The sequence below is a fragment of the Streptomyces sp. NPDC046821 genome, assembly GCF_040645335.1.
In the GTDB taxonomy this organism is placed as follows: Bacteria; Actinomycetota; Actinomycetes; order Streptomycetales; family Streptomycetaceae; genus Streptomyces.
In genome coordinates this window covers 56,330-74,100 of record NZ_JBEYYB010000022.1, presented here as the reverse complement: position 1 = coordinate 74,100, position 17,771 = coordinate 56,330, and the positions used below count along the sequence as shown (strand labels likewise).

The 17,771-nt window shown below is 72.0% G+C and carries 15 protein-coding genes and 1 pseudogene; 8 read left to right on the top strand and 8 right to left on the bottom strand.

Features of this window, described 5'->3' with window-relative positions:
• The first annotated feature begins 94 nt into the window (after nt 1–94).
• Both ABZ893_RS33725 and ABZ893_RS33720 read left to right on the top strand, forming a co-directional pair.
• Complete coding sequence (locus ABZ893_RS33725) at nt 95–1,672, top strand: alkaline phosphatase D family protein (protein ID WP_361411696.1); 1,578 nt, start codon at nt 95–97, stop codon at nt 1,670–1,672.
• A 110-nt stretch (nt 1,673–1,782) separates the two neighbouring features.
• Nucleotides 1,783–3,057: a GNAT family N-acetyltransferase gene (locus ABZ893_RS33720; protein WP_361411694.1), complete on the top strand. Its 1,275-nt coding sequence runs from the start codon at nt 1,783–1,785 to the stop codon at nt 3,055–3,057.
• A gap of 169 nt (nt 3,058–3,226) precedes the next feature.
• On the opposite strand, the gene ABZ893_RS33715 is transcribed toward ABZ893_RS33720, so the two are convergent.
• Nucleotides 3,227–4,453 (bottom strand): PLP-dependent transferase, encoded by a 1,227-nt coding sequence (locus ABZ893_RS33715; protein ID WP_361411692.1) that lies wholly within the window; start codon nt 4,451–4,453, stop codon nt 3,227–3,229.
• 60 nt (nt 4,454–4,513) lie between these two features.
• Between ABZ893_RS33715 and ABZ893_RS33710 the strand changes: the two genes are divergently transcribed.
• A complete protein-coding gene (locus ABZ893_RS33710) occupies nt 4,514–5,011 on the top strand; it encodes an Lrp/AsnC family transcriptional regulator (protein WP_361411690.1) in 498 nt (165 codons plus the stop codon).
• Nucleotides 5,012–5,043: 32 nt separating this feature from the next.
• A complete protein-coding gene (locus ABZ893_RS33705; protein WP_361411688.1) occupies nt 5,044–6,747 on the top strand; it encodes a DUF885 domain-containing protein in 1,704 nt (567 codons plus the stop codon).
• 51 nt (nt 6,748–6,798) lie between these two features.
• Here the strand turns inward: ABZ893_RS33705 and ABZ893_RS33700 are convergent, their stop codons facing one another.
• The gene (locus ABZ893_RS33700) at nt 6,799–7,275 is read right to left on the bottom strand and encodes a rhodanese-like domain-containing protein (protein ID WP_361411686.1); all 477 of its coding nucleotides are present in this window, start codon (nt 7,273–7,275) and stop codon (nt 6,799–6,801) included.
• A gap of 94 nt (nt 7,276–7,369) precedes the next feature.
• Here ABZ893_RS33700 and ABZ893_RS33695 point away from each other — a divergent pair, with 94 nt between their 5' ends.
• Nucleotides 7,370–7,825: an Lrp/AsnC family transcriptional regulator gene (locus ABZ893_RS33695; protein WP_361411684.1), complete on the top strand. Its 456-nt coding sequence runs from the start codon at nt 7,370–7,372 to the stop codon at nt 7,823–7,825.
• Between the two features lie 179 nt (nt 7,826–8,004).
• Here the strand turns inward: ABZ893_RS33695 and ABZ893_RS33690 are convergent, their stop codons facing one another.
• Complete coding sequence (locus ABZ893_RS33690; RefSeq protein ID WP_361411682.1) at nt 8,005–8,367, bottom strand: helix-turn-helix domain-containing protein; 363 nt, start codon at nt 8,365–8,367, stop codon at nt 8,005–8,007.
• A gap of 96 nt (nt 8,368–8,463) precedes the next feature.
• Between ABZ893_RS33690 and ABZ893_RS33685 the strand changes: the two genes are divergently transcribed.
• Complete coding sequence (locus ABZ893_RS33685) at nt 8,464–9,345, top strand: NAD(P)-binding domain-containing protein (RefSeq protein ID WP_361411680.1); 882 nt, start codon at nt 8,464–8,466, stop codon at nt 9,343–9,345.
• Nucleotides 9,346–9,427: 82 nt separating this feature from the next.
• On the opposite strand, the gene ABZ893_RS33680 is transcribed toward ABZ893_RS33685, so the two are convergent.
• The 3 genes from ABZ893_RS33680 to ABZ893_RS33670 form a co-directional block, all read right to left on the bottom strand.
• Nucleotides 9,428–12,433 (bottom strand): SMC family ATPase, encoded by a 3,006-nt coding sequence (locus ABZ893_RS33680; protein WP_361411678.1) that lies wholly within the window; start codon nt 12,431–12,433, stop codon nt 9,428–9,430.
• On the bottom strand, nt 12,430–13,593 hold the full coding sequence (locus ABZ893_RS33675; protein ID WP_361411676.1) for an exonuclease SbcCD subunit D: 1,164 nt from the start codon (nt 13,591–13,593) through the stop codon (nt 12,430–12,432). The genes ABZ893_RS33680 and ABZ893_RS33675 overlap by 4 nt, the downstream gene beginning before the upstream one ends.
• Nucleotides 13,594–13,678: 85 nt before the next feature.
• Complete coding sequence (locus tag ABZ893_RS33670; RefSeq protein ID WP_361411675.1) at nt 13,679–14,305, bottom strand: YigZ family protein; 627 nt, start codon at nt 14,303–14,305, stop codon at nt 13,679–13,681.
• A 134-nt stretch (nt 14,306–14,439) separates the two neighbouring features.
• On the opposite strand from ABZ893_RS33670, the pseudogene ABZ893_RS33665 reads away from it, so the two are divergent.
• Both ABZ893_RS33665 and ABZ893_RS33660 read left to right on the top strand, forming a co-directional pair.
• A pseudogene (locus tag ABZ893_RS33665) lies at nt 14,440–15,555 on the top strand (amino acid transporter); the annotation flags it as partial.
• A 108-nt stretch (nt 15,556–15,663) separates the two neighbouring features.
• The gene (locus tag ABZ893_RS33660; RefSeq protein ID WP_361411674.1) at nt 15,664–16,071 is read left to right on the top strand and encodes a CoA-binding protein; all 408 of its coding nucleotides are present in this window, start codon (nt 15,664–15,666) and stop codon (nt 16,069–16,071) included.
• A gap of 143 nt (nt 16,072–16,214) precedes the next feature.
• Here ABZ893_RS33660 and ABZ893_RS33655 read toward each other — a convergent pair whose 3' ends face one another.
• Together ABZ893_RS33655 and ABZ893_RS33650 are read right to left on the bottom strand one after the other, a co-directional pair.
• Nucleotides 16,215–17,060 carry a hypothetical protein gene (locus ABZ893_RS33655; RefSeq protein WP_361411672.1) on the bottom strand — a complete coding sequence of 282 codons (846 nt, stop codon included), beginning with the start codon at nt 17,058–17,060 and terminating at the stop codon, nt 16,215–16,217.
• Nucleotides 17,061–17,156: 96 nt separating this feature from the next.
• The gene (locus ABZ893_RS33650; RefSeq protein WP_361411670.1) at nt 17,157–17,714 is read right to left on the bottom strand and encodes a YbaK/EbsC family protein; all 558 of its coding nucleotides are present in this window, start codon (nt 17,712–17,714) and stop codon (nt 17,157–17,159) included.
• Between the last annotated feature and the right edge of the window lie 57 nt (nt 17,715–17,771).

Sequence of the window (17,771 nt, the reverse complement as noted above, 5' to 3'; positions counted from 1 at the left end):
GAGCACGTAGGTGTGGGCATCGCGGCGGCGCCCACGCGGTGGGCGCACCGCACTGTCGTCACTGTCGTCGGGACCCGTCTCTGGAGGCGTCTTCATGTCACACCGTCCGCCGAGTTCTCTGCCCGGCCGCCGCGGGGTGCTGCGCGGTTCGCTCGCCGCTTCCGCCGCTCTCGCGCTGCCCACCCTGGGATCGGCACCGGCCCTCTCCCTGTCTGGACGCCCGAAGGCCGCGTGGGGTGTCCAGGCCGGTGACGTGTCGGCGCACTCGGGGCTGATCTGGACGCGGTCCGACCGCCCCGCGCGCATGATCGTGGAGACCTCCGCCACCGAGTCGTTCCGGAACCCCATCCGGTGGAACGGGCCGCTGATCGGCGCCCGCACCGACTTCACCGGCACCACCCGGCTCCGCGACCTGCCGCCGGGCGAGCAGATCCACTACCGCGTCCTGCTCGCCGACCCCGACGACCCGCGCCGCACCGGCGAACCCGTCACCGGCACCTTCCGCACCTCCCCCGTGAACCGCCGTGGCGGCGTCCGCTTCCTGTGGTCCGGCGACATCGCGGGCCAGGGCTGGGGCATCAATCCGGACCGGGGCGGCTACCGCGTGTACGAGGACATGCGCGTCCTGAACCCCGACTTCTTCCTGTGCAGCGGCGACAACATCTACGCCGACGGCCCGATCCTGCCCAGCGTCACGCTGCCCGACGGCCGGATCTGGCGGAACGTCACGACGGAGGAGAAGTCGAAGGTCGCCGAGACCCTCGCGGAGTTCCGGGGCGCGTTCCGGTACAACCTGCTCGACGAGAACCTGCGCCGCTTCAACGCGCAGGTGCCGTCGATCGTCCAGTGGGACGACCACGAGGTGCACAACAACTGGTACCCGGGCCAGATCCTGGACGACGCCCGCTACACGGAGAAGAGCACAGACGTCCTCTCGGCGCGGTCGCTGCGGGCATTCAGCGAGTACTTCCCCGTGTCCACGCTGCCGCCGGGCGACGCCGAGGGACGCGTGTACCGGGTCCTGCGGCACGGCCCGCTGCTCGATGTGTTCGTCCTCGACATGCGGTCGTACCGCAACGCCAACTCCCCCGGCCGACAGGCCGACGACACCACCGGGATTCTCGGCGCCCGTCAACTCGCCTGGCTCAAGCGCGAGTTGTCGCGTTCGCGGGCCACGTGGAAGGTGATCGCCTCCGACATGCCGCTCGGCCTCGTCGTACCCGACGGCAAGGTGAACTTCGAGGCGGTCGCGCAGGGCGATCCGGGGACACCGCTCGGGCGTGAGCTGCAGATCGCCGAGCTGCTCCGCCACATCAAGCACGACCGGATCACGGGCACCCTGTGGCTCACCACCGACGTGCACTACACCTCCGCCCAGCGCTACGACCCCTCGCGCGCGGCGTTCCAGGACTTCGAGCCGTTCTGGGAGTTCGTCTCGGGCCCGCTGGCGGCGGGCGGATTCCAGGCGCTGAAGCTGGACGGCACGTTCGGTCCGGAGCAGAAGTTCATCAAGGCTCCGAACCGGGCGAACACCTCGCCGATGGAGACACCGCCGTACTTCGGCGAGGTCGAAATCGACGGTGACAGCGGTGAGTTGACGGTCCGGCTGCGGCAGGAGGGCGGGGACGTACTGTTCTCGAAGACGCTGGAGCCGGGGCGGGTCGGTCAGTAGCGGGCCAGTGCCACTTCGCGGCAAATAGGACTCATGGGGCGTAAGCAGTCTTTACCCATCGGTCACAAAGCGTTAGCGGTCACGCAACACCGTTCCTTCACAGTGGTCACATGACTCCAGACATGTCTGACGTGCCGCACACGAAGAACGGTCGCCCCGCCGAACTCGCGGCCCTGTTCACCGCCGGAATCCGCACATGGCGCACACGACGCCACAACCACGCGCCTCCGGTGACCACCGATACCGAGGCCCGGCCGCTCCCCTCCACGGAGCGCACCGGGCAGTCGGAACCGACCGACACCGCCCCTGCCGGCACCGCCCTGTGGCGGATGCGGACGACCGTGCGCGACGAGCCGGGATCGCTCGCGGCCCTGTGCGCGGCGCTGGCCGCCCTGCGGGTCGACATTCTGAGCCTCCAGACACATCCGCTCGGCGAGGGCACCGTGGACGAGTTCCTGCTGCGCGCTCCGCAGGACCTGGCCACGGACGAACTCACCCGGGTCGTCTCCGAGGCCGGCGGCACCGACACCTGGACCGAGCGGGCCGACGCCCACGACCTCGTGGACGCCCCCACCCGCATCCTCGGCCTGGCCACGCGTACAGCTCTGGACGCGGCCGAACTGCCGTTGGCACTACGTCAGTTGCTCGGCCGGTGCACGATCAGGTCGTATCCGGCGACGGCGGAGGCCTCGCCGGTGGACGGGGTGCTCGACGGGACCCTGATCCGGCTGCGGGCCCCCGAAGGCGGCGTGATCACCGTGGAGCGGCCGTATCTGCCGTTCACGCCCACCGAGTTCGCCCGCGCCCGCGCCCTCGTCGAGCTCGACGCGCGGCTCGGCCCGCGCATCCCCCGCAGCCAGGACGTCCTCACGCTGCCCGAGGGCGACGCGATCACCATCCGCCGGGCCGGCACGGACGACGTGGAAGCCGCCAAGGCCATGCAGGCGCGGTGCTCGCCGCAGACGCTCAGCAGGCGCTACCACGGTCCCGTCGGCGACGCCGACCGCTACCTCAACCACCTGCTCAGCCCCCGCTACGGCCGGACCCTCGCCGCGCAGACCGCTTCGGGCCGCATCGTCGCCCTCGGGCATCTGCTGTGGGACGGCGACGAGACGGAGATCGCGCTGCTCGTCGAGGACCAGTGGCAGCGGCGCGGCATCGGCGCCGAACTGATCGGACGGCTGGTCTCGATGGCGGCCGAGGCCGGCTGCGAGAGCGTGTACGCACTCACGCAGTCGTCCAACACCGGGATGGTCGCGGCGATGCGCGGCCTCGGCCTGCCCCTCGACTACCAGGTCGAGGAGGGCACGCTGGTGCTGACGGCACGCCTTGAGAAGACGGCGGCCGGGGCGCGGGTGCCGTACGAGCGGGCCGACCACCGCTGAGGCCTGGCCGGCCAGGGCACGGGTGCCGTACGCGCAGGTCGACCACCGCTGAGGCCTAACCGGCCGGGACCGGCTCCTCGCGAGCCGGCCCGGACCGGTCACCCACATCCCGCCGTCGGCGTCACTCCGGCACGGGCCCGGACCGGTCACCCCCACCCCGTCACCGGTGTCACTCCGGAACCCGTACCTCCCGTACCTCCCGTTCCTCCCCGCGCACGCCCGCACCGCCGCCACCCGGCCGCCCCAGCGCCACGTCCAAGTCCGCCCACAGATCCTCGACGTCCTCCAACCCCACCGAAAGCCGCAGCAGCCGGTCGCTCACCCCGGCGTCCCTGCGGTCGGTCGCGTCGACGATGCGGTGGCTGATGGACGCCGGGTGCTGGATGAGCGAGTCGACGCTCCCGAGGCTGACGGCCGGAGTGACAAGCCGTACCGCGCCGATCACCTCGTGGGGGTCGCCCGCCGTCTCGAAGGCGATCATCGCGCCGCCGATCCGCGGGTAGTGGACGCGGGTGACGCGCGGGTCGGCGGACAGGCGCCGCGCCAGTTCGGCCGCCGTCGCGGAGGCGGCCCGAACCCGTACCGGCAGCGTCGAGAGGCCGCGCAGGAGCAGATAGCCGGCGAGCGGATGCAGCACGCCGCCCGTCGCGAAGCGCACCTGGCGCAGTTGCCGCGCGAACTTCTCGTCGCAGGCCACCACCCCGCCCATGACGTCCCCGTGCCCGCCGAGGAACTTGGTGGCGCTGTGCAGGACGAGGCGTGCGCCGCTCTCGGCCGGCCGCTGGAGCACCGGCGTGGCGAAGGTGTTGTCGGCGAGCAGCGGCACGGTCCCGCACGAGTGGGCCACGGCACGCAGATCGAGCTCGGCGAGCGTCGGATTCGCGGGTGACTCGACCATCACAAGTCCCGTGTCAGGCCGGATCGCGTCCGCGATGCCGGCGGGGTCGACCCAGGTCACCTCCGTACCAAGTGCTCCGGCCGTGAGCAGATGGTCGCTGCAGCCGTACAGCGGCCGGACGGCCACCACATGCCGAAGCCCTGCCCCGCCGCGTACGAGGAGTACCGCCGTGAGCGCGGCCATGCCGCTCGCGAAGGCGACGGCGCTCTCGGTGCCTTCGAGACGGGCGAGCGCGGTCTCGAAGCGGGCGACGGTCGGGTTGCCGAGCCGCGCGTACACCGGGGGTCCGTCGTCGACGACGCCGTCCGCGGCGAACGCGTCGATACGGGCGGCCTCGGCGCGGCTGTCGTAGGACGGGTAGGTGGTGGACAGGTCGATGGGCGGGGCGTGCAGGCCGAGTCCGGCGAGGTCGTCGCGTCCGGCGTGCACGGCTTCGGTGGCGAGGGCCCGCCGGTGGGCGGAGCCCTGGCGCGGGCCTGCGTACAGGTCGTTGTCCATGGTGATCAGCCTGAACAACCTCCGGGATCAAGCCATCAACCCCCGTGTTACGTTCGGCAGATGGCCGATTCTGTCGTACTGGATCCGGTGGATCTGCACATGCTGCGCCTCCTGCAGAACGATGCCCGCGTCACGTACCGGGACCTCGCCGCGCAGGTCGGGGTGGCGCCGTCCACGTGTCTGGACCGGGTGGCGCGGCTGCGGCGGTCCGGTGTGATCCTCGGGCATCAGCTGCGTCTCGACCCGGCGAAGCTGGGGCGCGGGCTCCAGGCGCTGCTGTCCGTACAGGTGCGGCCGCACCGGCGTGAGCTGGTGGGGCCGTTCGTGGAGCGGATCCGGGCGCTGCCCGAGTCACGGTCGGTGTTCCATCTGACGGGCCCCGAGGACTACTTGGTGCATGTCGCCGTGCGCGACACGGCCGACCTCCAGCGGCTCGTGCTCGACGAGTTCACCGCGCGCCGGGAAGTGGCGCGCGTCGAGACCCGGCTCATCTTCCAGCAGTGGGAGTGCGGCCCGCTGCTTCCTCCGCCCGCCGACGCGGTGGGCGAATCCTGCTGACGCGGCACACCGTGTCGTATGAATATGGCGGCATGTCAGATACGTCAGCCACAACAGCAGCGGTCACCGGACCGCTCCCCCGTGAGGTCGCCGACGCGTACGTCGACGAGCTGATCGCCCTCGACCCCGTGACCGGCACCTACCTCGGTGTGCCGGAGAGCCACAGCAAGCTGCCCGACCTGTCCCCGGCCGGTCACGACGCCATCGCCGAGCTCGCGCGCGCCACGCTCGCGCGGCTCGACGAGGCCGAGCGCAGGCCGGGCGCCGAGGAGGCGATCGAGCGCCGCTGCGGCCGGCTCCTGCGGGAGCGGCTCACGGCCGAACTCGCCGTGCACGACGCCGAGGAGAACCTGCGGGCCGTCACCAACCTCGGCGGACCGATCCACAACGTGCGGGAGGTGTTCACCCTCACGCCGACGGAGACGGACGCGGACTGGGCGGCCGTCGCCGAGCGGCTGCGCGCCGTGCCGCGGACGCTCGCCGGGTACCGGGAGACGCTTCAGCTCGGCCTGGACAAGAAGCTCCACGCGTCACCGCGTCCGACCGACACGTTCATCGGGCAGCTCACCGAGTGGGCGGGCGAAGAGCGCGGCTGGTTCGAGGAGTTCACGGCGGACGGCCCGGACGCACTGCGCGCCGAGCTCGACGCGGCGGGCGCCGCCGCGACCGCCGCGGTCGTCGAACTGCGCGACTGGATGCGTGACGTGTACGCGCCCGCGATCGAGGGTTCGCCCGACACGGTGGGGCGTGAGCGGTACGCGCGCTGGTCGCGGTACTACAACGGCACGGACCTCGACCTGGACGAGGCGTACGCGTACGGCTGGGCGGAGTACCACCGGCTCCTCGGCGAGATGCGGAAGGAGGCCGAGAAGATCCTGCCCGGCGCCGCGACGCCGTGGGTCGCGCTCGCCCACCTCGACGAGCACGGCACGCACATCGAGGGCGTGGACGAGGTCCAGCGCTGGCTCCAGGGCGTGATGGACGAGGCGATCGACGCGCTCGACGGTACGCACTTCGAACTCGCGGAGCGGGTACGGCGGGTGGAGTCCCGTATCGCTCCGGCCGGCAGCGCCGCCGCGCCCTACTACACGGCGCCGTCGGAGGACTTCTCGCGCCCCGGGCGCACGTGGCTGCCGACGATGGGCGAGACCCGGTTCCCGGTCTACGACCTGGTCTCCACCTGGTACCACGAGGGTGTCCCCGGTCATCATCTCCAGCTCGCGCAGTGGACGCACGTCGCGGACAGCCTGTCCCGCTACCAGGCGAGCGTCGGCATGGTCAGTGCCAACGCCGAGGGGTGGGCGCTGTACGCGGAGCGCCTGATGGACGAGCTGGGCTTCCTCACGGACGCGGAGCGGCGGCTCGGTTATCTGGACGCGCAGATGATGCGTGCGACTCGCGTCATCGTCGACATCGGGATGCATCTGGAGCTGGAGATCCCGGCGGACTCGCCGTTCCACCCGGGCGAGCGGTGGACGCCTGACCTCGCGCAGGAGTTCTTCGGCGCGCACAGCAGTCGCCCGGCGGACTTCGTGGAGAGCGAGCTGACCCGCTATCTGTCCATCCCGGGGCAGGCGATCGGCTACAAGCTGGGCGAGCGCGCGTGGCTGCTCGGGCGCTCCAACGCGCAGGCCAGGCACGGGGATTCGTTCGACGCGAAGGCGTGGCACATGGCGGCGCTTTCGCAGGGGTCGCTGGGGCTGGACGACTTGGTGGACGAGTTGTCGCAGCTGTGACGCGTGGGGTGGGCGGCGGTCGTTGGGCTGCCGCCCACCTTCCCTGTCGGGTCAGCAGCCGCAGTCATCCGTGCCGGCCGGCGCCGTAAGAGAATCGACCTCACGCCGCACCCGCCCCTCCCACGTCTCGTACGCGAACCCTTCCCGCGCCCAGTACTCGAATCCGCCGAGCATCTCCTTTACCTGGAAGCCGAGTTGGGCGAGGGCGAGGGCGGCCCGAGTGGCGCCGTTGCAGCCGGGCCCCCAGCAGTACGTGACCACGGGCACGGCCTTGTCCAGGATCTGTTCGGCCTGCTCGGGGATGAGTGCGGTGGGCAGGTGGACGGCGCCGGGGAGGTGACCCTGGTCCCAGGCGGCGGTCGATCGGGTGTCCACGACGACGAATCCGGGGTCGCCGGTTGCCGCTTCGAGGGCGGAGGCGACGTCGGACACGTCGGCGTGGAAGGCGAGGCTGGCCGCGAAGTGGGCGGCGGCGACGGCGGGGTCCTCCGGGGGTATGCGGAGCACGGCATTGAGGGTGGTGGTCATGCCCAGAAAACTACGGGCCGCAGCGCCCCGCCTGAACTGACGATCCCCGGCATCACCCTTGATCAGCCGGGGATCCCCCTGCTATTCCTGCCTCATGACCGGTGAATCCCCGTACACACCCGACGCCACCGACTGGCGCATCCTGGACGTCCTCCAGCGCGAGGGCCGGGCCAGCTACGCCGAGCTCGCACGCGCCGTCTCGATGTCCGCGAGCGCGGTGACCGAACGGGTACGGCGCCTGGAGGAGGCCGGCGTCATCGCCGGTTACGCGGCGGTGGTCGCACCCGAGCGCATCGGCCTCCCGATCCTGGCGTTCGTACGGCTGCGTTACCCGAACGGGAACTACAAGCCGTTCCACGACCTGGTCGAGACGACGCCGGAAATCCTGGAGGCCCACCACGTCACGGGCGACGACTGCTTCGTGATCAAGGTGGCGGCGCGCTCGATGAAGCACCTGGAGGAGATCTCGGGGCGGATCGGGGCGCTGGGCTCGGTGACGACGAGTGTGGTGTATTCGTCGCCGCTGCCGCGGCGGGCGTTGGGGCGTTGAGGGCGGGTCCGCGCTGTCGGGCAGTCGTCGGTTTGGCCTCTCGGTCGTCTGCGCAGCTCGACCGCTGGCTGCCCCAGCGTCTCGGGCGGGTGCACACACCGAAACCCAGCCGCTCATGCCCTCCACAATTGCACCCTGAGACAAGCCTCGTACAGGCCCCGCCCCACCGTGAGAAGGGCTCAACCCGCCTTCCCCTCCAGCCCTCGGGTGGTCGGCCGCTCGCGACCCCAGGCGGCCAGTGGCTGGAGTGCGCCGTTGAGGCGTACGCCGTCCTCGGTCAGCGAGTACTCGACGCGGGGCGGCACCTCGTCGTAGGAGACGCGGTGCACGACGCCGTCCTCTTCCAGCTCACGTAGGTGAGAGGCCAGCACCTTCTCGGTGATCCCCGGAAGCAGTCGGCGCAGCTCGCCGAAGCGACGGTAGGGGTGCTCGTGGAGCGCCCAGAGGATCAGCACCTTCCACTTGCCGCCGATCACCTCCATCGCGGCGTCGATCCCGCAGACGTGTCCGTCTGGTGCGCCCGGCCGGTTCAGCGTCGTCATGCCCCACCCTTCTGACGTGCTCGCTCACCCCGGGGTAACCACCCACTCCAAAGTGCGTACTTGATCACCTCCGGGCCTTTGACCAGCCTAATCGGCATGGCACAGAACACTGTTGAGAAGACTCCCGTCACGCTGCTGGGCCTCGGCGCGATGGGCACCGCGCTGGCCCGCACCTGGCTTGCCGCAGGCCACCCACTCACCGTCTGGAACCGCACCCCGGCCCGAGCCACGGCACTCGCCGCCGAGGGTGCACGCGTCGCGGACACCGCCGTTGAGGCGGTCGCAGCGAACACGCTGATCGTCGTCTGTCTGTTGGACGACACCTCGGTCGACGAGGTGCTGACCGGCACCGACCTGGCCGACAAGGACCTGGTCAACCTGACTACCAGCACCCCCGCCCAGGCCCGCGCACGCGCCGAGTGGGCCCGCGAACGCGGCGCCCGCTACCTCGACGGCGGGATCATGGCCGTCCCTCCGATGATCGGCGTCCCCGAAGCCGGCGGCTACGCCTTCTACAGCGGCTCGCGGAAGCTCTTCGAGCAGCACGAGGAGACCCTGAGCGTCCCGGCCGGCACGACCTACGTCGGCGAGGACGCGGGCTTCGCGGCCCTGCACGACGTGGCCCTGCTCAGCGCCATGTACGGGATGTTCGCCGGAGCCGCGCACGCCTTCGCCCTGATCCGCAAGGAGGACATCGACCCCGCGACGCTCGCCCCGCTGCTCGCCGACTGGCTCGTCGCGATGGCCCCGGCAGTTCACCAGACCGCCGACCAGCTGCGGAGCGGCGACTACACCAAGGGCGTCGTCTCCAGCCTTGCCATGCAGGTGACTGGCGCGCCGACCTTGCTGAGCACCGCCGAGCATCAGGGTGTCAGCCCGGAACTGCTCAGCCCCTACTTCGAGCTGATGCGCCGCCGCCTGGCCGAGGGCAGCGGAGATGAAGACCTGACGGGCGTGATCGACCTGCTGGTTCACTGACCAGCCACTTGCCGCCGCAAAAGCGACCGTACTGGTCACAGCCCTCGACGAGACGCTGTGACCAGCACTTTCAGAACCGGGCCTAGTCCCCCGCCCCCCGCTGCTGCACCGACGACCCCGACCTCCCCTTCACGACCTCCAACTGCGCGTGCACCCGCCGTCGCAAGTCCGCGACATGGCTCACGATGCCCACGCTGCGGTCCCGTTCGCGCAGGGAGTCGAGGACGTCGAGGACCTCGTCCAGGGTCTGGTCGTCGAGACTGCCGAAGCCCTCGTCGATGAAGAGGGTGTCGAGGCGGACGCCGCCCGCCTCGTCCGTGACGACGTCCGCGAGGCCGAGGGCGAGGGCGAGGGACGCGAAGAACGTCTCGCCGCCCGACAGCGTCGCCGTGTCCCGCTCGCGCCCGGTCCACGCGTCGACGACATGCAGGCCGAGGCCCGAACGGCCGCGCCCCGTGCGGTCGTCGGAGTGCACGAGCGTGTACCGGCCCGACGACATACGGGCCAGGCGCGCCGTCGCGGCGGCCGCGACCTGTTCGAGCCGGGCCGCGAGGACATAGGACTCCAGGCGCATCTTGCGTTCGTTGTCCGCTGACGTGCCGGCGGCCAGGCCCGCCATGCGGGCGACGCGGTCGTACCGGGCGCGCAGCGGCGCGAGCCGCTGGACGGCGCTGAGGCAGCGCTCCGACAGCCGGTCGAGTTCGGTGCAGCGCCGGGCCGCGTCGTCGCGGGCGGAGGCCGCGTCCCGCACGCGCCGGTCCGCCGTCTCGGCGGCGTGCTGGGCTGCGGCCACATCGGCGGGCGGCAGCCCACCCGCTGCCGTCGTGTCGTCCTCCGCCAGCACGGAGCGCACCGCGGCCTCTTCGTTCTGGCGGGCGTCGAGCCGGTGCTGGAGTTCGCGGTGCTCGTCGTCGTCGAGGAGTGCGGCCGCGGCGGCCTCCGGCGTGTCGAACCCGGCACGGAAGGCCGCGTCGGCGAGTCGCGCGTCGGTGTCCTTGAGCCGCTGCGCCGTGTCGTCGGCCGCGCGGGCGGCGTCGGCGGCGGACGTGAGCTGCGTGGCCCGGCGTTCCAGCTGGGCGGCGCGCGCGCCGACGCTGGCCTCGTCACCACGGGCCTGGGCCAACTCGCCTTCCAGGACGCCCTGTTCGCGGTCGACGGTCTCACGCAGGGTGGCCCTGGCGACGGCCCGCCGCGTCGCTTCCTGCTGTGCGGCGAGTCGGCGGTCGTGCTCACGTTCGGCCTGATGGAGGGCCTCGCGGGCAGCGTGCAGGCCGGAGGCGAGGCCGCGCGCCTCGGCGTGTCGTACGCGGAACTCCTCGGCGGCGTCGGCGAGTTCGGCGGCAGAGGTCTCCCCGGCGGCAGCCGTGGCGGCGGCGAGGGATTCCCGTACCGCCGCGAGGTGGGTCTCCTGGGTGGTGCGGGCGTCCTCGGCCTCACGGTAGGCGGTGAGGGCCGATTCCTCGGCTTCGCGCCCGACGTGTTCCGCCGTCTTGCGCATGGGCTCGGGGTGGTCGATGGAGCCGCAGACGGCGCAGCGCTCGCCGGGGACGAGCTGGGCGGCGAGTTCGGCCGCGATCCCGTTCAGCCGCCGCTCCTTGAGGGCGAGCCAGCGCTCGTGCGCGGCGGCGGCCTCCTCCCGGGTCCGCAGGGCACGGTCACCGGCCTCTGCGGCCTCACCGGCGAGCCGGTCGCGGCGCCGCGCGGCCTCGGCCTTCTGCTGCGCGAACTCCAGCTGACTCGCAAGGTGTTCGGCCCGCGTCGCACCGTCCTGCCCGGCCTCGACCGCGTCCTGGAGTGCGGCCTTGGCGCTCTCCCAGCCGTCGAGCCAACTGGCCGCGTCCTGAAGGAGTTCGTCGTCGGCGCGCTCCTCGCCGTCGAGTTCCCGCCGCTGCTCGGCGAGTTCCGTCAGTCGCTGCTCGGCGCGCCGGGCGGACTCCAGGCCGCCCAGTTCCTCGGTCGCCTTGCGCGCGGCGGCGGCGAGCCCCGCCGCGCCGGCCCCGGCAAACTCCTCGGGCAGCACGACTCGCGCACGCGCCTCCTCGCCCGCGGCCCTGCGGTGCTCGCTCTCGGCGGCGTCGCGCAGCGCAAGCGCGGGCGCGACCGCCTCCGCCTTACGACCCCGCGCCATGCGTTCCTGAACCAGCCGGTGCACGTCAGCCCGTTCGTCGAGCCGCGCGGCCCGCTCCCGGGCCTCCGCATACCGCCGCTGGAGCCGGTGCCTCTCCTGCACGTCGGCCAACTCGCCCTGTGCACAGGTGCGTTCAGCGTCTGCGGCGGTCAGCGCGAGGTGTGCGACGGTCAGCCGCTCGCGAGCGGTGGAGCGGGCCACGGCGGCCCACGTGAGGACGGAGTCGGCGAGTCCGGGGTCGCCGGGCTCGGCGTCAGGGGCCGGCAGCTCGACGATGTCCCCCGCTGCCTGCTGCATCCGGTGCGCGTCGGCCAGCAACTCGGCGTCCGCAGCGCGCACTTCGCTCTCGGCGGCGCGGCGCTGCTCGGCCAGCCGCTGCTCGGCCGCGGCGAAGCGGCGCGTGTCGAAGAGCCTGCCGAGGAGCTTGCCGCGGGCCTCGGCGTCGGCCCGCAGGAACCGCGCGAAGTCCCCCTGCGGCAACAGGACGACCTGGCAGAACTGCTCCTTGCTCATGCCGAGGAGCTGGCTGATCTCCTCGCCGATCTCCTGGTGGGAGCGGCTGAGGTCCTTCCAGGTGCCGGCGGCGGCGTCGTACTCGCGCAGCCAGCTCTGCGCCTTGTCGACGGTCGTGCCCGTGCCGCGCTTCTTGGGGCGCTCCCACGGCGGCTGCCGGGTCAGCTCCAGGCGGCGGCCCGCGACGGTGAGGTCGAGGGTGACCTCCGTACGCGTGCCGGGCGCGGCATGATCACTGCGCAGGGACGTGCCCTGGCCGCTGCCCTGCCGGGCGCCGGGCACGGAGCCGTACAGGGCGTAGCAGACGGCGTCGAGCACGGACGTCTTTCCGGCGCCGGTCGGGCCGTGCAGCAGGAACAGGCCGGCCGCCGAGAGGTCGTCGAAGTCGATGTCCTGGCTCGCCCCGAAGGGGCCGAAGGCGGTGATCCGCAGCCGGTGGAGCCTCATCGGGCGACCTCGCGGCGGGTGTCGTCGATCCGTACGGCGTCGAGGGCGTCGCGCAGGACGGCGCGCTCGTGCTCGTCGGGTCCGGCGCCGCGCACATGGGCCACGAAGTCCTCCGCGATCTGCTGATCGTCACGCCCCTTGAGGCGCTGCGCGTACGAGACGTCGGGGTCCTCGGGAGCGCGCTGCGGGTCGAAGACGAGGCTGAGGGTGTGCGGGAACCGCTCGGCGAGGCGGGCCATGGGATCGTCCGGGCGCACCGGATCGGTGAGGGTGGCCTCGACCCACGCCTCTTCGTGTACCGCAAGCTCCGGCCGTTCGAGGAGGTCGGCCAGCTCGCCGCGGATCCGTGCAAGCGGTCTGGGCACCGGGCAGTCGACGCGCTCGGCACCGGCGAAACCGTCCGCGTCCAGGTCGACAAGCCACATGCTCTTGCGGTGGTCGGCCTCGGAGAAGGAGTACGGGAGCGGTGATCCGGAGTAGCGGACGCGCTCGGAGATGACCTGGCTGCCGTGCAGATGCCCGAGCGCCACGTAGTCGACGCCGTCGAAGACGCCGGAGGGCACGGAGGCGACTCCGCCGACGGTGATGTCCCGCTCGCTGTCGCTGGCCTCGCCGCCGGTGACGAAGGCGTGCGCGAGGACCACGGATCTCGTACCGGCGGGGCGCTCGGCGAGATCGGCGCGCACGCGGTCCATGGCGGCGGCCAGGACGGCCTCGTGTCCGGCCTTGACCACCCCGAACTGGTCCTTCACGAGCGCCGGTTCGAGATACGGGAGCCCGTAGAAGGCGACGTCCCCGGTGGTGTCGGGGACGATGACGGGGGTGGCGCAGGCGGCCGGGTCGGTGCGCAGGTGGATGCCGGCGCGTCCGATGAGTCCCGCGCCGACGCCGAGGCGGCGCGCGGAGTCGTGGTTCCCGGAGATCATCACCGTGGGGATGCCGTGCTCGGCGAGGCGGTGCAGGGCGTCGTCGAACAGCTCGACCGCGGCGAGCGGCGGCACCGCGCGGTCGTACACGTCGCCGGCCACGACCACCGCGTCGACGTCCCGCTCACGGACGGTGTCGACGAGGTGACCGATGAACTCGGCCTGGGCACCGAGCATGTTCACCCGGTGGAACGCCCGGCCGAGATGCCAGTCGGAAGTGTGCAGCAGCCTCATGATCCCCGAGACTAACGGCCGGGTCGGACATCACGGGCGGCCTCTCGCGGATCGGCCGCTTCCCGCCCGCCCCCGGCAGGGGCCCTCACGCGTCCCCGTACGCCTCTCCCCCGAGCTCGAACTCGGCGGTGCCGGCGGTGACATCGGCCAGCCAGGCCCGGAACGCGTCGACGTCGGCATCGGGCAGGCCGATCTCGATCGTGACCGCCTCTCCGTAATGGACGTCACGCACCTCACGTCCCGTCGACCGCAGGTCGTTCTGCACCTTGCCGGCGCGCTGGTGGTCGACGGTGACGGTGGCGAGCCGGAAGCGGCGCCGGGTGAGGGTGCCGAGCGCGTCGAGGGCCTCCCCGACGGCGCCCCCGTAGGCGCGGATGAGGCCGCCCGCGCCGAGCTTCACGCCTCCGTAGTAGCGGGTCACGACGGCGACGACGTACCGCATCTCGCGGCGCGTGAGCATCTGGAGCATGGGCACGCCCGCGGTGCCGCCCGGTTCGCCGTCGTCGCTCGCCTTCTGCACGGAGGCGTCGGCTCCGATGACGTACGCGTAGCAGTTGTGGGTCGCGGTGGGATGCTCCTTGCGGATGCGCGCGATGAAGTCCTGGGCCTCGCGTTCGGTGGCGGCGGGCGCGAGCGCGCACAGGAACCGGGAACGGTTGATCTCGGTCTCGTGCACACCCTCGCGGGCCACGGTGCGGTACTCGTCCTGCATCGGCCCAGCGTATGCCGCGTGGCCTCGTCCGTTCGCCCCGCCCGTCGTCCTGATCACGCAGTGGTGAATACTCGCTCGTCGTCACAGCGGCCGCCGGACGTCCCTGTCCTGCACCGTCGCGACGAAAGAGCCGCGCGGTCGCACTGGTCGCCGTCCATCTCGCGCTGAACGTGGTCGTCCTCTTCACCGCCTCCTGGCACGTCCTGACCCAGCCGGTGAAGATCGGCAACTGGTTGGACTCCATGACCGCCGCGCACTCCTCGCCGCTGGCGATGGTCGGCGTGGCGCTCCTCGTCTTCCCGAAGCTGGCGCTCGGCATGTCCGGCTTCGAGACGGGCGTCGCCGTGATGCCGCAGGTGCGGGGCGACGCCACCGACACGCACGCGCGTCCCGCCGGGCGGATCAAGGACACCCGCAAGCTGCTCACCACGGCCGCGCTGATCATGAGCGGTTTCCTGCTGCTGTCCAACCTCGCGACGACGATCCTCATCCCGCAGTCCGCGTTCGAGAGCGGCGGCCCGGCCAACGGGCGCGCCCTCGCCTTCCTCGCGCACCGCTACCTGGGCGAGGCCTTCGGCACGGTGTATGACGTGTCGACCATCGCCATCCTGTGGTTCGCCGGAGCGTCCGCGCTCGCCGGTCTCCTCAACCTCGTACCGCGCTATCTGCCGCGCTACGGCATGGCCCCGGAGTGGACGCGTGCCGTCCGGCCGCTGGTGCTCCTGTTCATGGCGACCGCGGTGTGCATCACGCTCTGGTTCCACGCGAACGTCGACGAGCAGAGCGGGGCGTACGCGACGGGTGTGCTGGTCCTGATGCTGTCGGCGTCGTTCACCTCGACGGTCGCCGTGCGGTCGAAGGCGCGCCGGGCCGCCACGGTCGGCTTCGGCGCGATCACCGCGGTGTTCGCGTACACCCTCGTCACGAACGTGATCGAGCGGCCCGACGGCATCAAGATCGCGTTTCTGTTCATCGTCGGGATCATGCTCAACTCCTTCGCGTCCCGGGTGCACCGCGCGTTCGAGCTGCGGGCCGGTGAGGTCACGTTCGACGAGACCGCGCGGCGCCTCATCGACGAGGCCGCGAGCCACGGCCCGCTGCGGGTCATCGCGAACGAGCCGGACGAGCACTCGACGGCCGAGTACTGGTCCAAGGAGTACAGCCAGCGCGAGCAGACCCACATCCCGGACGGCCGGCCCGTGCTGTTCCTGGAGGTCTTCGTCGAGGACTCGTCCGACTTCACGGCCGAACCGGACACCGCGCTGCGCCCCCGCGTCCACGTGGGCTGAACCCGGGGAATCCCCCGCGCCATCGCCCTGTTGTCGCCGGTGAACCGACGTCGACCCAGGAGGCAGCACATGTACGGCGATCAGGAGACGGTCCGCAAGATCCTCACGGAGTCCGGTGACACCTGGGCGGTCGTGGGCCTCTCCTCGAACAGCGAGCGCGCCGCGTACGGCGTCGCCGCCGTCCTCCAGCGCTACGGCAAGCGGATCGTCCCGGTCCACCCCAAGGCCGAGACGGTGCACGGCGAGCAGGGCTACGCGTCCCTCGCCGACATCCCGTTCGAGGTCGACGTGGTGGACGTCTTCGTCAACTCCGACCTCGCCGGTCAGGTCGCCGACGAGGCCGGCGCGATCGGCGCGAAGGCGGTGTGGTTCCAGCTGGGCGTGGTCGACGAGGCGGCGTACGACCGGACGCGCGAGGCGGGCCTGGAGATAGTCATGAACAAGTGCCCGGCGATCGAGATCCCGCTTCTGGACTGAGCGTTCGGGCAGCAGGCCTGCTGGGGGCGTGCGGGCGGCGTTCGGTCACCCGCGCGCGTCCCGCTCGGGCGGCCGACGCTACTGGCCCGCGTCCCGGCCGAGCGGCCGACGCTACGGCCCGCGTCCCGCTCAAGCGCCCGCGACTACATGCACGCGATCTGCTCGACCGCTCCCGGCCATCGCTCCACACCACTCCCGGTCCGCACGTAGGCGTTCAACTTGTCGGCGGAGAGCCAGAGTTGACGGCGTCCGTCCCGGTACCCGGTGTCCGTTGCACCCTCGGGCAGCCGGGTCTTCGGCGCGTACGACGAGCGAACGAGTTCCCGGGGCAGCACATGCCCGGGGTCGCGCAGGTATTGACGGTCGCCGACGTGGAGGAAGGTCACCGACTGCCAGTCGCAGTGCTCGGGGCCCTCTGTGCTGAAGACCCGGGATACGGGGACGGGACGCCCCGCTCGGTCGGTCCACACCCGGATGTCGAGCCCGGCCCGCTCCCGGCGCGCGAACTCGGCCGGATCGCACTGGGCGTACGCCTCCATCCCCCAACCCGGCCTGCGCGGCAGGTCCTTGGCGACGATCACGGCCGCGCGGGTGCGGCCACCGACGTCGTACGAGTACAGGACGCGGCGGCCCTGCTCACGCTCGACGCGATAGCCGCGGTGCGGCAGGGACCCCGCGAGTTCGTCCGTCACGAGGGCGTTCAGGGCGGCGGCCGGTGAGTCCGCGCCGTCGGAACCGCCCCAGCCGTCGTCTCCCCCGCCGCCCTGATAGGGCTTTCCGGCGCATTCGAGGGCGAGGACGGCGGCGCCTCCGCCCTGGACGTTGTCCTCGGCGGTGTCGGGGGTCTTGGCCCGGAGGGGTCCGCCGTAGGGGGTGGCGGGTGCCGAGCCCTTCAGCACGAGGCCTTCAGGAACCGGCGGGTCCCCGCCGCAGGCCGACACCGACGCCCCCACCAGCGCGATCAGCACCGCCACGATCCGTGTTCTCATGTTCCGCCCCACCCGTTCCGCCGTCCGCGCCCCGCGCACTCGCGCGGGCGCTCCTCAGACGCGGGGGCTCCCAGGTTCGTTCACCTAGGGGTGCGGTCAGCTGACCCCGAGGCCTTCGAGGACGACGGCGCCGGGCAGGTCCAGGAACGCCTTGCCGGGCACGATGAGCTTGCCGCGGCGCGTGCCGCTGCCGATCAGGACGTGCGGCAGGTCGACGACGGCGGCGTCCACGAGGAGCGGCCAGTCGGCGGGCAGACCGATGGGCGTGATGCCGCCGTACTCCATGCCGGTGGCTCCGGTGGCCGTGTCCGTCGGGGCGAACGAGGCTTTGCGGGCGCCGAGTTGGCGGCGCACGACGCCGTTGACGTCGACGCGCGTGCCGGAGAGGACGACGCAGGCGGCGAGCGTCGTCTCGCCGCCGCGCTTGCCCGCGACGACGACGCAGTTCGCGGACGTGTCGAGGAGTTCGGGGCCGTAGTGCTCGACGAACGTGGCCGTGTCCGCCCACTCGGGGTCGGTGTCGACATGGATCAGCTGCTCGGCGGGCACCGCGCCGCCCCACTGCCGTACGGCGTCGGCCACCGGTTCCGTGAGCAGTTCCAGGGCCTCGGGGGCCGGGCGGACGACGTCGAAGTTTCCGATGGGTGCGCGCATGGCCGCACGCTAACAGTCGTGCGACCGGCCGATCCGCGTGTCTCAGGGTACGAACCG

Excerpts from the sequence above, each read along its gene's own strand:
- ABZ893_RS33720 (WP_361411694.1), top strand. The coding sequence starts at position 1,783 with ATGACTCCAGACATGTCTGACGTGCCGCACACGAAGAACGGTCGCCCC.
- ABZ893_RS33670 (WP_361411675.1), bottom strand. The coding sequence starts at position 14,305 with ATGCAGGACGAGTACCGCACCGTGGCCCGCGAGGGTGTGCACGAGACC.
- ABZ893_RS33660 (WP_361411674.1), top strand. The coding sequence starts at position 15,664 with ATGTACGGCGATCAGGAGACGGTCCGCAAGATCCTCACGGAGTCCGGT.
- ABZ893_RS33695 (WP_361411684.1), top strand. The coding sequence starts at position 7,370 with ATGACCGGTGAATCCCCGTACACACCCGACGCCACCGACTGGCGCATC.
- ABZ893_RS33690 (WP_361411682.1), bottom strand. The coding sequence starts at position 8,367 with ATGACGACGCTGAACCGGCCGGGCGCACCAGACGGACACGTCTGCGGG.
- ABZ893_RS33685 (WP_361411680.1), top strand. The coding sequence starts at position 8,464 with ATGGCACAGAACACTGTTGAGAAGACTCCCGTCACGCTGCTGGGCCTC.
- ABZ893_RS33705 (WP_361411688.1), top strand. The coding sequence starts at position 5,044 with ATGTCAGATACGTCAGCCACAACAGCAGCGGTCACCGGACCGCTCCCC.
- ABZ893_RS33700 (WP_361411686.1), bottom strand. The coding sequence starts at position 7,275 with ATGACCACCACCCTCAATGCCGTGCTCCGCATACCCCCGGAGGACCCC.
- ABZ893_RS33650 (WP_361411670.1), bottom strand. The coding sequence starts at position 17,714 with ATGCGCGCACCCATCGGAAACTTCGACGTCGTCCGCCCGGCCCCCGAG.
- ABZ893_RS33675 (WP_361411676.1), bottom strand. The coding sequence starts at position 13,593 with ATGAGGCTGCTGCACACTTCCGACTGGCATCTCGGCCGGGCGTTCCAC.
- ABZ893_RS33715 (WP_361411692.1), bottom strand. The coding sequence starts at position 4,453 with ATGGACAACGACCTGTACGCAGGCCCGCGCCAGGGCTCCGCCCACCGG.
- ABZ893_RS33655 (WP_361411672.1), bottom strand. The coding sequence starts at position 17,060 with ATGAGAACACGGATCGTGGCGGTGCTGATCGCGCTGGTGGGGGCGTCG.
- ABZ893_RS33680 (WP_361411678.1), bottom strand. The coding sequence starts at position 12,433 with ATGAGGCTCCACCGGCTGCGGATCACCGCCTTCGGCCCCTTCGGGGCG.
- ABZ893_RS33725 (WP_361411696.1), top strand. The coding sequence starts at position 95 with ATGTCACACCGTCCGCCGAGTTCTCTGCCCGGCCGCCGCGGGGTGCTG.
- ABZ893_RS33710 (WP_361411690.1), top strand. The coding sequence starts at position 4,514 with ATGGCCGATTCTGTCGTACTGGATCCGGTGGATCTGCACATGCTGCGC.